Source organism: Bradyrhizobium sp. SZCCHNS2022 (assembly GCF_032377575.1).
Lineage (GTDB): Bacteria > Pseudomonadota > Alphaproteobacteria > Rhizobiales > Xanthobacteraceae > Bradyrhizobium > Bradyrhizobium aeschynomenes.
In genome coordinates this window covers 836,159-849,508 of record NZ_JAUHHZ010000001.1, presented here as the reverse complement: position 1 = coordinate 849,508, position 13,350 = coordinate 836,159, and the positions used below count along the sequence as shown (strand labels likewise).

The 13,350-nt window shown below is 65.1% G+C and carries 12 protein-coding genes; 4 read left to right on the top strand and 8 right to left on the bottom strand.

What is annotated here, in order from left to right:
- The first annotated feature begins 139 nt into the window (after window positions 1-139).
- Both QXZ94_RS03665 and QXZ94_RS03660 read left to right on the top strand, forming a co-directional pair.
- Complete coding sequence (locus tag QXZ94_RS03665; RefSeq protein ID WP_315719283.1) at window positions 140-1,792, top strand: glycosyltransferase family 39 protein; 1,653 nt, start codon at window positions 140-142, stop codon at window positions 1,790-1,792.
- A gap of 105 nt (window positions 1,793-1,897) precedes the next feature.
- Window positions 1,898-2,677, top strand: coding sequence for a class II aldolase/adducin family protein (locus QXZ94_RS03660; protein WP_315719282.1), 780 nt, complete (start codon window positions 1,898-1,900; stop codon window positions 2,675-2,677).
- 121 nt (window positions 2,678-2,798) lie between these two features.
- Here QXZ94_RS03660 and QXZ94_RS03655 read toward each other — a convergent pair whose 3' ends face one another.
- The 6 genes from QXZ94_RS03655 to groES all read right to left on the bottom strand — a co-directional run bounded on the left by QXZ94_RS03655 (window position 2,799) and on the right by groES (window position 7,184).
- On the bottom strand, window positions 2,799-3,266 hold the full coding sequence (locus QXZ94_RS03655) for a hypothetical protein (protein ID WP_315719281.1): 468 nt from the start codon (window positions 3,264-3,266) through the stop codon (window positions 2,799-2,801).
- Between the two features lie 153 nt (window positions 3,267-3,419).
- A complete protein-coding gene (locus QXZ94_RS03650) occupies window positions 3,420-3,962 on the bottom strand; it encodes a hypothetical protein (protein ID WP_315719280.1) in 543 nt (180 codons plus the stop codon).
- A gap of 86 nt (window positions 3,963-4,048) precedes the next feature.
- Window positions 4,049-4,498, bottom strand: a complete 450-nt coding sequence (locus tag QXZ94_RS03645) for an Hsp20 family protein (protein ID WP_315719279.1) — start codon at window positions 4,496-4,498, stop codon at window positions 4,049-4,051.
- Window positions 4,499-4,715: 217 nt separating this feature from the next.
- Window positions 4,716-4,898 carry a hypothetical protein gene (locus tag QXZ94_RS03640; protein WP_315719278.1) on the bottom strand — a complete coding sequence of 61 codons (183 nt, stop codon included), beginning with the start codon at window positions 4,896-4,898 and terminating at the stop codon, window positions 4,716-4,718.
- 306 nt (window positions 4,899-5,204) lie between these two features.
- Window positions 5,205-6,827, bottom strand: coding sequence for a chaperonin GroEL (gene groL / locus QXZ94_RS03635; protein ID WP_315719277.1), 1,623 nt, complete (start codon window positions 6,825-6,827; stop codon window positions 5,205-5,207).
- A 42-nt stretch (window positions 6,828-6,869) separates the two neighbouring features.
- Window positions 6,870-7,184 carry a co-chaperone GroES gene (gene groES / locus QXZ94_RS03630; RefSeq protein ID WP_012043173.1) on the bottom strand — a complete coding sequence of 105 codons (315 nt, stop codon included), beginning with the start codon at window positions 7,182-7,184 and terminating at the stop codon, window positions 6,870-6,872.
- Between the two features lie 222 nt (window positions 7,185-7,406).
- Between groES and QXZ94_RS03625 the strand changes: the two genes are divergently transcribed.
- Together QXZ94_RS03625 and QXZ94_RS03620 are read left to right on the top strand one after the other, a co-directional pair.
- Window positions 7,407-8,504, top strand: coding sequence for a trypsin-like peptidase domain-containing protein (locus tag QXZ94_RS03625; protein WP_315719276.1), 1,098 nt, complete (start codon window positions 7,407-7,409; stop codon window positions 8,502-8,504).
- Between the two features lie 150 nt (window positions 8,505-8,654).
- Entirely contained in the window at window positions 8,655-9,872 is a 1,218-nt protein-coding gene (locus tag QXZ94_RS03620) for a GGDEF domain-containing protein (protein ID WP_315719275.1), read from the top strand.
- Window positions 9,873-9,983: 111 nt separating this feature from the next.
- Here the strand turns inward: QXZ94_RS03620 and QXZ94_RS03615 are convergent, their stop codons facing one another.
- Window positions 9,984-11,387 (bottom strand): M20/M25/M40 family metallo-hydrolase, encoded by a 1,404-nt coding sequence (locus tag QXZ94_RS03615; protein ID WP_315719274.1) that lies wholly within the window; start codon window positions 11,385-11,387, stop codon window positions 9,984-9,986.
- A gap of 114 nt (window positions 11,388-11,501) precedes the next feature.
- Window positions 11,502-13,112, bottom strand: a complete 1,611-nt coding sequence (locus QXZ94_RS03610; protein ID WP_315719273.1) for a helicase HerA-like domain-containing protein — start codon at window positions 13,110-13,112, stop codon at window positions 11,502-11,504.
- Window positions 13,113-13,350: the final 238 nt, after the last annotated feature.

Below are 13,350 nucleotides of genomic sequence, written 5' to 3'. Positions count from 1 at the left end.
GCTCCTGCTGCACTGCGATGGTCGTGGGACGTTCATATTTCCAACACCTCGGAAACCGTGACGCGCTATACGCAAACGGGGAAAGCAGGCCTGAAGCGCGGAAGCGGGGTCGTTAGGGGACGCCGGGTCACCATCAGCCATGACATCGATAACCACTTCGGTCCTCGAGACGCCGATCCGGCGAACACTCGAGCGGACTTGTGACGATCTTGCCATGTTCGTGCTCGCCGCCGTCGCGGTCGTGGCCGGACTGACATTCCGGGATTATGGCCTCGGCTGGGATGATTACACCCATGCCGAATATGCCGATCTGTTGCTGCGCATGTACGGTTCCGGGTTCAGGGACCAGGCGGCGCTGTCGTTCGCCAATCTCTATATGTACGGCGGCGGGTTCGACATGGTTGCAGCCCTGCTGCACAAGATCCTGCCCCTGGAATTGTTCGAAACCCGGCGGCTGGTCGGCGCCCTGGTCGGCCTGATCGGGCTGGCCGTGACCTGGCGCCTGGCCCGCCGCATCGGCGGCGCGGTCGCCGGCCTGTCGGCCCTGCTGCTGCTGGCGCTGTGCCCGATCTTCTACGGCCACATGTTCATGAACCCGAAGGATGCCCCTTTCGCGGTCGCCATGGTCGTGCTGCTGATGGGGCTGGTCCGGCTCGCCGATGAATACCCCTACCCCTCGCCGCGCACCATCCTGATCCTCGGCCTGGGCGCCGGCTTCTCGATCGGGTCGCGCATCCTGGGCGGCATGGCGGTGGTCTACGCCATGGTCGGCTTCATGCCGCTGTTCATGGAGGAATACCGCACGCAAGGCACCCGCGAGGCGGTCCGCCGCTTTGCCTCCGTGCTCTATATGCTGATCCCCGGCCTGATCCTGGGCTACCTGATCATGGGCCTGATCTGGCCGTGGTCGATCATCGAGCCCGCCAACCCGTTCCGGGCCCTGACCTACTTCTCGCACTTCTTCGAGAAGCCGTGGAAGGAGATGTTCGACGGCGCACTGGTTTCGGTACCGGACATGCCATGGTCCTACCTGCCGACGCTGTTCGCGCTGCAGCTGCCCGAACTGATGATCGCATTGTTCGTGGCCGGCGCCGTCGCCTCGATCATGTCGCTGTCGCGGCCCGACATGCCGGCGCGGCAGAAGAGCATCCTGCTGATGCTGACCCTGGCGGCGACGCTGCCGATCCTGATCGCGATCGTCAAACGTCCGGCGCTGTACAACGGCATCCGCCACTTCGTCTTCGTGATCCCGCCGATGGCCCTGCTCGGAGGCGTCGCCTTCTCCTGGCTGCTGTCCTGGCTCAACAATGACGAGCGCCGCAGCTGGCAGCCGGTGGCCATCGCCGCCTTCTGCTTCGGCCTGTTGCTGCCGCTGGCGGAGATGATCCGGCTCCATCCCTATCAATACACCCACTTCAACTACATCGCCGGCACGGTGCGCGAGGCCGACACCCGCTTCATGCTGGACTATTGGGGGCTGGCGCTGAAGCAGGCCTCGGACGGCCTGAAGGAACAGCTCGACGAGCGCCAGGAGGTGCCGCCGATCGGGCACAAGTGGAAGGTCGCGGTGTGCGGCCCGCAGCGGCCGGCCCAGGTCGCGCTCGGCCCTGACTTCACCATTGGCTGGGACAGCCATGCGGCCGATTTCGCGATGACGCTCGGCGAGTTCTACTGCAAGGGACTGACCGCGCCCGTGATGGTCGAGATCAAGCGCGACGACGTCGTGTTCGCCCGCGTCTACGACATCCGCGGCCGCAGCATCTCGAGCCTGCTGTCGATTCCGGCGCCCTGAGGCTCAGGCTCGGCCAAACGACATGACAGCCTCCCCGCCCCCGCGCCTTGTCGCGCGGGGGCGGGCCGCTTAGTCTCCGGCCAACCCACGCCGTCGGAGAATGCCATGTCGCCAGCCGAAGCACGCCTCAAGGAAGTGCCGTCCAACATGACCGAGGCCGAATGGTCTCAGCGGGTCAATCTCGCCGCCGCCTACCGGCTGGTGGCGATGTTCGGCTGGGACGACCTGGTCGACACCCACATCTCGGCCCGCGTGCCCGGCCCCGAGCATCACTTCCTGATCAACCCTTACGGTCTGCTGTTCGAGGAGATCACCGCCTCCAGCCTGATCAAGGTCGACCTCTACGGCAACCAGCTGTCCGAGAGCGAGTACAGCATCAATCCTGCCGGCTTCACCATCCATTCCGCGATCCACGAGGTCCGCGAGGATGCCGGCTGCGTCATCCATCTGCACACGCTCGACGGCGTCGCGGTATCCAGCTGTGCCGACGGCCTGCTGCCGCTGAACCAGATCGCGCAATACGTCACCCACGACCTTGCCTATCACGACTATGAAGGCGTCGCGCTGGACCACGACGAGCGGCCGCGGCTGCAACGCGATCTCGGCAGCAAGAACCACATGCTGCTGCGAAATCACGGCACGCTGACGGTGGGCCGCTCGGTCGCCTCGGCATTCGAGCGCATGTATCACCTCGAGCGTGCCTGCTCGATCCAGGTCCGCACCCGCACGCTCGGCCCGTCGGCCTATCCGGTGCGCGACGAAGTGATCGACAAGAACGCCAAGCTGTTCGACAACGAGGAGCGCGTCGAGCTCCGCTCCAACCAGCTCGTCTGGCCGCCGCTGCTGCGCCGGCTCGACCGCGTCAATCCGGGCTACCGGAATTGATTTTCACGGGCTGGTCAGCTAAACAGAAGCCATCATCCTCTACGCTATCGTGAATGAAACGCCGTCCAATTCCGGGCGGCGTTTTTGCGTTTGGGTCATGCCGGCGGAAGGAAGCGCGGCGTCAATCGGCGCTGCATTCGATCTTGCCCTGCACCTCCCGCTTCGTGCCTGCCTTTTCGTCCGGCAGATGAGCCACGAGCTGGTACTGCCCGCGGTAAGGCGAATCGTCGCCGCGGACACGGCGAGTCTTGATGATCAGGGTCAGTTCGGGCGAAGGCTCCTTGCCGTCCTTGATCCAGCTGACCGCGAGCCTGATCTCGCGATCATCGTACCAGGTCTGGGTCAGGTGCTCGGCTTCGAAGGTGACGCGCCGCGCGGCCGGCGGCATCCAGGGCACCTTGAATTCAGCCTCGCCGCCGAACCCGCCGATCGCACTGCCGACGGAGCGCCCGGCAGATCCATGCAATTCCACGTCGATGGCCTTGTCCTTGGCGTAGCAGATCACGGTGCTGCTCGCCTGCGCCGAGACGCTCAAAAGGCGGGTCAGCGCCGCGAGAGTGACGCTCACTCCCCCTGTCGTGATGGCCATCAACGTGTTCTCCGTCCGGTCGACCCAATGCTTCGGCATTGGTCGCCTGACGGGCGTATCTGGTTTGATGGTGAGGAGGACACCAGCCGATGACGAACGCCGCCCGGGTCGGGCGGCGTCGAGGACGTGCGGGTCTTTGATCCGTCGCTCCGCTCACACCAGGCTCGCACGCGCCCCTTCGGGCCACTCGCGCGCCGCACCGAGCCCTTGCAGCTCCGCCGCCAACCGCCGTTCGACGAAGCGGCGCTCATGGTCGGCGAGCTTGGTCGCCAGCAACCGACGATAGCGCCGCACATTCGCCTCGCGAGAAAACCGCATGCGAGCGGCAGGCCGCATCCGGATCCCCGCTCCCCCGAATGTATGATCCGCTGCGGCACCGTCCGCCTCCACGTCGATCCGCGGAACGACGCGCATCGCGGCGCCGCCGCGCGGGCGCGGCGGCTGATCCTCGCGATCGAGCTGCCGCAGCGCGCCGAGAATGTCGGCGAGTTGAAGCGGCCTGGAGAGGCCCGGAATCTTGCGCAGACCGGGCTGCGACTCGACGGCATACATATCCGACGCCCAGGACGACAGGATCAGCCGCTTCTCGGCCCTGCACAGCTTGCTGTCGTTGAGCAGGTCGGCCGGAGATTCGTAATGCGAGACCGGATGGAAGCCGGCACTGCCCGCGGTGATCGAAATACGATGCTCGTTCATGGCGTGTCTCCTCCTACGCTCCTTTCACGAGAGACAGATGATGCATGGACGCGGGCACAGACGGCCCGCGTCGCGTATCGAACAACTCAGGCCGCCTTCTGCTGCGCGATCTGCTCCACCGGCGCGGTGCTGATGGCGATGCGGCGCGGCTTCATGGCCTCGGGGATCTCGCGCACCAGCTCGATCCGCAACAGACCATTGTCGAACGAGGCGTTCGTCACCTGCACATAGTCGGCGAGATTGAATTGCCGCTTGAAGGGCCGCGACGAGATGCCCTGATAGAGGTACTCGCGGGTCTCCTTGTCAGCCTTGCGGCCTTCCACCGTGAGCACGTTGTGCTCGGCCGTGATGCTCAGCTCATCCGGCGCGAAGCCGGCGAGCGCCAGCGAGATCTGATAGCGGTCGTCGCCGAGCCGCTCGATGTTGCAAGGGGGGTAGTTGTCCTCGACGGCGCGCTGGGTCTCGTCGAGCAGGCTGAACAGGCGGTCGAAGCCGATGGTCGAACGCCACAGCGGGCTGAAATCATACGTCCTCATAGCCAAGTCCTCCAAAGAGCAAGATGGATACGAAGGAGCGCCGGGCCGATGCAGGACACCTCGGGGACCAGACAACGGGTCAGCGCCCAGAGTACAGCCGGGCCCCAAGAGCACCCGGCACCGCCGGAGCGGCGACAAACGACTTAGAAAAACGCAGGCCTATTTCAAGAGCCTGCTCCGAATTTTTCTCACACGACGAACGGCCCTGCCCAAGGCGTCACGCTGCCACGGCGGACAGCCGTTGCAGCCGCATGGTCGCCTCGCGCAAGACGCTGACCAGCCGCTCGCGCTCGCGCGGGTCGATGTCGCCCCGCGACAGCACGGCCTGGCAATGCGCAACGACACGCTGCTCGCTCTCGATCAGGAAACGCGTCAGCCGTCTTGGATCAGCAATGGCCATGACGGATACCGGGTTGGGCGGAGGATGATGATACTGCCAGGCAGGCATGGATGCCCCTGCAAACGCGCGCTGCGCTGCATCGAGACCGGGCGGCGCGACAGCGCCCAACCGCACCTCCCGTCGACCATCGGCCCGTCGGCAGACCGATCGCTCGCACGATTGTGGCCGGCTCTGGACGGACTGCGGTCGTAGTTCGAATTGATAGCTGCGCGTTGTGGCCGATCCACGGCCGCCAGCCACAGCAACTAACTTTCTTTTGAAGAGCCGTGGCGGAGCCGGCCTCGCCGGTCCGCCACGGCAAGGCGATCAGAAGTCCATCGACGGGGCCGCAGCAGCCGGCTCCGCCTTCTTCGGCTTGTCGGCCACCAGCGCCTCGGTCGTAATCAACAGCGAGGCGACCGAGGCCGCATCCTGCAGCGCGGTGCGGACCACCTTGGCCGGATCGATCACGCCGGCCTGCACCAGATCCTGGTACTCGCCGGTCGCGGCATTGAAGCCCCAGCTATAGGTGTCCTTCTCCAGCAGCTTGCCGACCACCAGCGAGCCATCGTCGCCGGCATTCTGCACGATCTGCCGCACCGGCACCTGGATGGCGCGCCTGATGATGTCGACGCCGGCCTTCTGGTCGGCGTTGGCGGTCTTGACGCCGTCGAGCACCTTGGTCGCGCGCAGCAGCGCCACGCCGCCGCCGGGCAGTATGCCCTCCTCCACTGCGGCGCGGGTGGCGTGCAGCGCATCGTCGACGCGGTCCTTCCGCTCCTTGACCTCGATCTCGGTAGCACCGCCGACCCGGATCACAGCGACGCCGCCGGCGAGCTTGGCCAGCCGCTCCTGCAGCTTCTCGCGGTCGTAGTCGGAGGTGGTCTCCTCGATCTGCAGCCTGATCTGCTGCGTCCGCGCCTCGATGTCCTTCTTGGCGCCGGCGCCGTCGACGATCGTGGTGTTCTCCTTGTCGATCACGACCTTCTTGGCGCGGCCGAGCATCGACAGCGTCACGTTCTCCAGCTTGATGCCGAGATCCTCGGAGATCGTGGTGCCGCCGGTCAGGATCGCGATGTCCTCCAGCATCGCCTTGCGGCGATCGCCGAAGCCCGGCGCCTTGACGGCCGCGATCTTCAGACCGCCGCGTAGCTTGTTGACGACCAGCGTCGCCAGCGCCTCGCCCTCGACGTCCTCGGCGACGATCAAGAGCGGCTTGCCGGACTGCACCACGGCCTCGAGTAGCGGCAGCATGGTCTGCAGGCCCGACAGCTTCTTCTCATGGATCAGGATGTAGGGATCCTCGAGCTCGACCCGCATCTTCTCGGAGTTGGTGACGAAATACGGCGAGACGTAGCCGCGGTCGAACTGCATGCCCTCGACCACTTCGAGTTCGGTGTCGAGGCTCTTCGCCTCCTCCACCGTGATCACGCCCTCATTGCCGACCTTCTGCATGGCCTCGGCGAGGAAGCGGCCGATCTCGTTGTCGCCATTGGCCGAGATCGTGCCGACCTGCGCGATCTCGTCATTGCTGGTGATCTTCCTGGCGTGCGCCTTGAGGTCCTTGACGATGGCCTCGACCGCAAGATCGATGCCGCGCTTGAGGTCCATCGGGTTCATGCCGGCGGCGACCGACTTCGCGCCTTCCCTCACGATCGCCTGCGCAAGCACGGTCGCGGTGGTGGTGCCGTCGCCGGCGAGATCGGCGGTCTTCGAGGCCACTTCGCGCACCATCTGCGCGCCCATGTTCTCGAACTTGTCCTCCAGCTCGATCTCCTTGGCGACCGTCACGCCGTCCTTGGTGATGCGCGGCGCGCCGAACGATTTCTCGATCACGACGTTGCGGCCCTTGGGACCGAGCGTGACCTTCACGGCATTGGCGAGGATGTCGACGCCGCGCAGCATGCGGTCGCGCGCGTCGGTGGAAAACTTCACGTCCTTGGCAGCCATGTTCGTCGTCTCCTTTCTCTAATGACTGTCAGTTCCGAGGAATCACGCGGCCTTCTTCGCCGCGACGGGGGCGTCGATGATGCCGAGCAGGTCGCTCTCCTTCATGATCAGGAGATCCTTGCCGTCGATCTTCACCTCGGTGCCCGACCATTTGCCGAACAGCACGCGGTCACCCGGCTTGACGTCGAGCGGCACTAGTTGCCCCTGCTCATTCCGCGCGCCAGGGCCCGCGGCGACGATCTCGCCCTCCTGCGGCTTCTCCTTGGCGGTGTCGGGAATGATGATGCCGCCCTTGGTCTTCTCCTCGGCATCGATACGGCGCACGAGCACGCGGTCGTGCAATGGACGGAAATGCATGCACATCCTCCTTCACAGTTCAGCGATGTCATAAGCCTCGGGTCCCCTGAGGCCCCCGGGCGGTGAACGACCTAGGAAAGCCGAACTTTTGGTTCAAGAGGGTCACGCAAAATTTTTGGCACTCGGTGGGAACGATTGCCAGGGTGGCTCTTGACCGGGACAGCCCTCCTGACCAGTTTTACCAGCGCCAAAATCCGCTCCCCTTCCGTCGAGGAAAAAACGATGCAGCTTCTGCGTTGTGTCCGGCCTTTGGTCCTGCTGCCGGCGATCGTGCTCTCCCTCCTGTCTGCCCCTGCTCTCGCCCAGATCCCCGACCTCAAGCTCGGCCGCGTGCCGACGCTGGCGCCGCTGGTGAAGGAAGTGACGCCGGCCGTCGTCAACATCTCGGTCGAGGGCAAGGTCCGGCAGGACAATCCGCTGTATCAGGACCCGCTGTTCCGCGACTTCTTCGACGTGCCCAAGCAGGTCGAGAAGCAGATCAGCGCCACCGGCTCTGGCGTTATCGTCGATGCGCAGCGCGGCTACGTGATGACCGCCAACCATGTCGTCGAGCACGTCACCACGGCGCAGATCCGCACCAAGGACGGCCGTAAGTTCTCCGCCCGTCTGGTTGGACGCGATCCCGCCACCGACATCGCGCTGCTGCAGATCAAGGACCCGAACGAGCTCAGGGCCATTTCGCTCGGCGACAGCGACGCATTGGAAGTCGGCGACTTCGTGATCGCCGTCGGCAACCCGTTCGGCCTTGGACAGACCGTCACCTCGGGCCTCGTCAGCGCGCTCGGGCGCACCGGCCTCGGCAAGCAGGGCTATGAGGATTTCATCCAGACCGATGCGGCGATCAATCCCGGCAATTCCGGCGGCGCGCTGATCAATCTGCGCGGCGAGCTGGTCGGCATCAACACCGCGATCATCTCGCCCGGCGGCGGCAATGTCGGCATCGGCTTCGCGGTGCCGATCAACATGGCGCGGCGGGTCATGGAGCAGCTGGTTGCCAACGGCCGGGTCGATCGCGGCCGCATCGGTGTCACCCTGCTCGATCTGGACTCGCCGGCGGATGGCCGCGTCGTCGGGGCGCGCGTCGCCGACGTGACCGCGGGCTCGCCGGCCGAGCGGGCGGGACTGCGCAAGGGCGACGTCATCGTGAAGGCCAACGACACGCCCGTGCGCAGCGCGACGCAGGTCCGCAACCTCATCGGTTTGACGCCGGTCGGCCAGCGCGTGCGCCTGATCTTCGAGCGCGACCGCGCGCTCGGCAACGCCACCGTCGAGGTCGCGCCGGTGACAGAAGAGCGCGCGCGGGCGCGTACGTCCGGATGATCGCCGGATTCAACCTGCGTTCGCTGTCAGGCGCCCGCGCCACGTAGAGTAAATTTTTACCGTCCGTCAATCATGGAACTAGACTAAAATACCGCTCTAAAGTCCTGTTAAGCGTCATCCCGCTTAGTGCAACCCCGCGGAGGTAGTGCAATGCGGGATGATGGTCTGGCGTTCAGTTTGCCACGTTGGCGCGTGACGCGCTGGCTGGCGAACCCTGGATATCCGGTATCCGCGGACATCCGTCTCGCACTGGTCGGCGAGCTCTATGGCTGCTGGTCGGTGTTCGCCGGCGGCGCCATCAACACCATCGCCGTTGCCGCCGCACTCGCGCTGCGCACTCCGACCGCCCTCTTCATCAGCTGGTTCGTGATGGAGGTCGTGATCTGCCTGTCGCGGCTGATCGTGATGATCATCTCCTACCGCCGCGCCCGCGCGCAGCTGACGACGCCGACCGACATCCACATTTTGCTGTCGGTGGCCTGGAGCGCCAGCGTCGGCTTCGGCGTCGGCATCAGCCTGGGATCCGGCGACTGGATCGCAGCGTCGCTGACCTGCATCTCATCGGCGGCCATGGTCGGCGGCATCTGCTTCCGAAACTTCAGTGCGCCGCGCCTCGTCGGCACGATGATCCTGTGCAGCATCGGCCCCGTCATTCCCGGCGTCGCCACGTCGCATGAACCGCTGCTGTTCGCGATGTATCTCCAGATGCCTGTCTATTTCCTCGCCATGACCGGCGCGGCGTTTCGCCTGAACAAGCTGCTGGTGGCCGTCATGCATGCCAAGCGCGAGAGCGACGAGCGGGCGCGGCGCGATCCGCTCACCGGCCTGAACAATCGCTCCGGCCTGATCGAAGCGCTGCAGAGCAGGCTCGACGGCAGGACGGGCGGCCAGCAGGGTTTCGCCGTCCTCTATCTGGATCTCGACGGCTTCAAGCCGGTCAACGACACCTTCGGCCATGCCGCCGGCGATGAGTTGCTCAAAATCGTCGGCCGAACGCTGCGCGACGTGGTCGCTCCATCCGATCTCATCGCCCGCATCGGCGGCGACGAGTTCGTCGTGCTCACCGGCGATTCCGCGATCGATCGCGCACTGGCGCTGGGCGAGCGCATCATCGAGGTGATGACCGCGCCGATCGCGCTGCCGGGCGGCGCACGCGTCAACATCGGCATGAGCATCGGCATCGCAGCCGCGCCCGATCATGGCACCGCCCCCGAAGCGCTGTTGTTTGCTGCGGACGCCGCGCTTTACGAAGCCAAGTCGAGCGGCAAGTCATGCTGGCGGCTAGCCTCCGCCGAAGCCAACCTCGCAGCGCTGCGCAAGATCGCCGGCGACGATCTCGTCGCCAAGTCCGTCGCCAGCGCAGCGTGAACTCAGACTGACGACCAGCGCCGTCGTAGCCCGGATGAGCGAAGCGACATCCGGGTTCTCAAGCGCTGCCGCGTTGAACCCGCATATCGCTAGGCTCATGCGGGCGACGGCTTACCGCGGCATCTCCGCGAGCGCGGCGAGAATGCGGGCCCAGGAGCGGATGCCCTTGTGGTAGCTCTTGAGGTCGTACTTCTCGTTCGGCGAATGGATGTTGTCGTCGTCGAGGCCGAAGCCGACCAGGAGCGAGTCGAGGCCGAGCGTCTTCTTGAAGTCGGTGACGATCGGGATCGAGGCGCCCGAGCCCATCAGGATGGTCTCCCTGCCCCACTCATCCGTGAGCGCCTGCTTGGCGGCAGCCAGCGGCTTCATGGTCCAGTCGAGCGCGATCGCGGCACCGGCCGAGTGATCCCCGAATTCCACCGAGCAGTCACCGGGAATGCGCGCCGAGACGTAGTCGCGGAACGCCTTGCGAATCCTGAGCGGGTCCTGGCCCTCGACGAGGCGGAACGAGACCTTCGCATGGGCCAGCGACGGGATCACCGTCTTGGAACCCTCACCGATATAGCCGCCCCAGATGCCGTTGATGTCGCAGGTCGGACGGGAGGAGATCTGCTCGATCAGCAGACGATCCTTCTCGCCGGCCGGGATCGACAGGCCGATCGGCTTGAGGAAACTCTCCGGCGTCAGGTTCAGCTTCTTCCACTGCTCCAGGACCTCCGGAGGCACGTCCTTCACGCCGTCGTAGAAGCCGGGAATGGTGATGCGGCCGTCGGCATCGAACAGTCCGCCCAGGATCTCGGTGAGCACCCGGATCGGATTGCGCGCGCCGCCGCCGAACACGCCCGAATGCAGGTCGCGATTGGCCGCCTTGATCTTCACCTCTTCATAGAGGAGACCGCGTAGCGAGGTGGTGATCGCCGGCGTGTTGGGATCCCACATGCCGGTGTCGCAGACCAATGCGAAATCGGCCTTGAACTCGTCCTTGTTCTCTTCCAGGAACGGCACGAAGTTCTTCGAGCCGACCTCCTCCTCGCCCTCGATCAGCACGGTAATGTCGAGCGGCAGCTTGCCCGTCACCTTCTTCCAGGCGCGGCAGGCCTCGACGAAGGTCATCAGCTGGCCCTTGTCATCCTCGGCGCCGCGCGCGACGATGATCTTGCGGCCGTCGGCATGATCGGTGACGACGGGCTCGAACGGCGGACGATGCCACAGATCGAGCGGATCGACCGGCTGCACGTCGTAATGGCCATAGAACAGCACGTGCGGCTTGGCTGGGCCATGACCGTTGCTCTTGCCGACCACGGCCGGATGGCCGGCGGTCGGACGCACCTCGGTTGCGAAGCCGAGCGTCGCGAGATCCTTGGCGAGATGGTCGGCCGCCGCCTTGCAGTCCTCCGTGTAAGCCGGATCGGCCGAGATCGACTTGATGCGGATCAGCTGGAACAGCCGGTCCAGGCTGTTGTCGAAATCGGCATCGATGTGATCAAGAACGGATTGAAGCTGCGCGTCGGCCATGGCCACGAGTTCCCTCAAGCAAGTGAAGCTGTCGGACCGCTTGTAGCTCCGTTGCGAGGAACGGGCCAGCGTCATGCGCGTCGGCATCACGCCGGCCGTCGATCGTGGCAGGCATCAACGCCGCAGCAACCCTCCGAGTGCGCCGCGCACCAAGGTCCGGCCGATCGAGCTGCCGAGCGAGCCGCCGACCTGCTTGCCGAGGTCGGCGGCGATGCCGCCGACGACCTTGTCGGTGACGGTGCGCGCGACGTTGCGGGCGATCACCTGCGTGGTCGAGAGCTGGCCGCGCTTGACGTTGGTGCCGAAGATCGTTGCCGCGAGATTGCCGATCGTGCCGAGCACGCCGCCGGACGCGCTCTCGGTGGTCACCGCCTTGCCGACGATCCGCTTCTGCAGCAGCTCATAGGCGGATTCGGCATCGATCTCGGTGTCGTATTTGCCCTTGACCGGGCTCGCTGCGATGATGGCCTTGCGCTCCTCCGGCGTCACCGGCCCGATCCGCGCCGACGGCGGCCGGATCAGCGCGCGCTCGACCATCGCAGGCGTGCCATTGCCTTCCAGGAACGACACCAGCGCCTCGCCCTTGCCGAGCTCCGTGATCACCTTCGCGGTGTCGAGCTTCGGATTGGGACGGAACGTGTCGGCGGCGGCGGCGACGGCCTTCTGGTCGCGCGGCGTGAACGCGCGCAACGCATGCTGCACGCGATTGCCCAATTGCCCGAGCACGCGATCGGGAACGTCGAGCGGGTTCTGCGTGACGAAATAGACGCCGACGCCCTTGGAGCGGATCAGCCGCACCACCTGCTCGATCTTGTCCATCAGCGCCTTCGGCGCATCGTTGAACAACAGATGCGCCTCGTCGAAGAAGAACACGAGCTTCGGCTTGGCGAGATCGCCCACTTCCGGCAGTTCCTCGAACAGCTCGGACAGCATCCACAGCAGGAACGTCGCATAAAGCCTGGGGTTCTGCAGCAGCTTGTCGGCGACGAGGATGTTGATCATGCCGCGGCCGTCGCGGTCGGTCTTCATGAAGTCCGTCAGCGAAAGCGCCGGCTCGCCGAAGAATTTCGTGCCGCCCTGGTTCTCGAGCACGAGCAACTGCCGCTGGATCGTGCCGACGGTCGCGCGGGTGACGTTGCCGAACGACTGCGCCGCCTTGCGGATCGGGGCCAACGGATCTTCTGCCGCATCCGCGCCCTTCTTGCCGGCTTCCGGAATGATCGCGTCGAGCAGCGCGCGCAGATCCTTCATGTCGATCAGCGCGAGGCCGTTCTCGTCGGCGACGCGGAAGGCGACGTTGAGGACACCTTCCTGGACGTCGTTCAGGTCCAGCATCCGCGCCAGCAGCAGCGGCCCCATCTCGGTGACGGTGGCGCGCACGGGATGGCCCTGCTCGCCGAACACATCCCAAAATACCGTCGAGAATTGATCAGGCTGATAGGTAAGGCCGAGCTCGCTCGCGCGCTTGAGAATGAAGTCCTTGGCTTCGCCGGTCTGCGAGATGCCGGAAAGATCACCCTTGATGTCGGAGGCGAAGACCGGAACACCGGCACGGGCGAAGCCTTCGGCCATGACCTGCAGCGACACCGTCTTGCCGGTGCCGGTTGCTCCGGTCACGAGGCCATGGCGGTTGGCAAGCGCAAGCGTCAACCAGGCTGGCTGCTCGCCGGCACCTACGAGGATCTTGTCGCCGGTATCAGCCAGGGATTTTCCGGATGGTGCCATGTTGATCCGTCTTTCGAGAATGAGTGTTGCGCATCGCACGTCGTGAACAAACTTTCGTACGTAACATACTTTAGTTTCGCAGGCCGGAACCAGCGTCAGGGTGCCTCAACTCTTCGCAACTTGCGCATCGTCCATACCATTGGTGCTGCGCGATGCGCAGGTTTCATCCGTAGATTCAACATCTGGTCTTGCATGGCTGCAACAGTTCATCGTCGATCGCGAATCGATTCGCGCACCA

Excerpts from the sequence above, each read along its gene's own strand:
- QXZ94_RS03665 (WP_315719283.1), top strand. The coding sequence starts at position 140 with ATGACATCGATAACCACTTCGGTCCTCGAGACGCCGATCCGGCGAACA.
- QXZ94_RS03660 (WP_315719282.1), top strand. The coding sequence starts at position 1,898 with ATGTCGCCAGCCGAAGCACGCCTCAAGGAAGTGCCGTCCAACATGACC.
- QXZ94_RS03655 (WP_315719281.1), bottom strand. The coding sequence starts at position 3,266 with ATGGCCATCACGACAGGGGGAGTGAGCGTCACTCTCGCGGCGCTGACC.
- QXZ94_RS03650 (WP_315719280.1), bottom strand. The coding sequence starts at position 3,962 with ATGAACGAGCATCGTATTTCGATCACCGCGGGCAGTGCCGGCTTCCAT.
- QXZ94_RS03645 (WP_315719279.1), bottom strand. The coding sequence starts at position 4,498 with ATGAGGACGTATGATTTCAGCCCGCTGTGGCGTTCGACCATCGGCTTC.
- QXZ94_RS03640 (WP_315719278.1), bottom strand. The coding sequence starts at position 4,898 with ATGGCCATTGCTGATCCAAGACGGCTGACGCGTTTCCTGATCGAGAGC.
- groL (WP_315719277.1), bottom strand. The coding sequence starts at position 6,827 with ATGGCTGCCAAGGACGTGAAGTTTTCCACCGACGCGCGCGACCGCATG.
- groES (WP_012043173.1), bottom strand. The coding sequence starts at position 7,184 with ATGCATTTCCGTCCATTGCACGACCGCGTGCTCGTGCGCCGTATCGAT.
- QXZ94_RS03625 (WP_315719276.1), top strand. The coding sequence starts at position 7,407 with ATGCAGCTTCTGCGTTGTGTCCGGCCTTTGGTCCTGCTGCCGGCGATC.
- QXZ94_RS03620 (WP_315719275.1), top strand. The coding sequence starts at position 8,655 with ATGCGGGATGATGGTCTGGCGTTCAGTTTGCCACGTTGGCGCGTGACG.
- QXZ94_RS03615 (WP_315719274.1), bottom strand. The coding sequence starts at position 11,387 with ATGGCCGACGCGCAGCTTCAATCCGTTCTTGATCACATCGATGCCGAT.
- QXZ94_RS03610 (WP_315719273.1), bottom strand. The coding sequence starts at position 13,112 with ATGGCACCATCCGGAAAATCCCTGGCTGATACCGGCGACAAGATCCTC.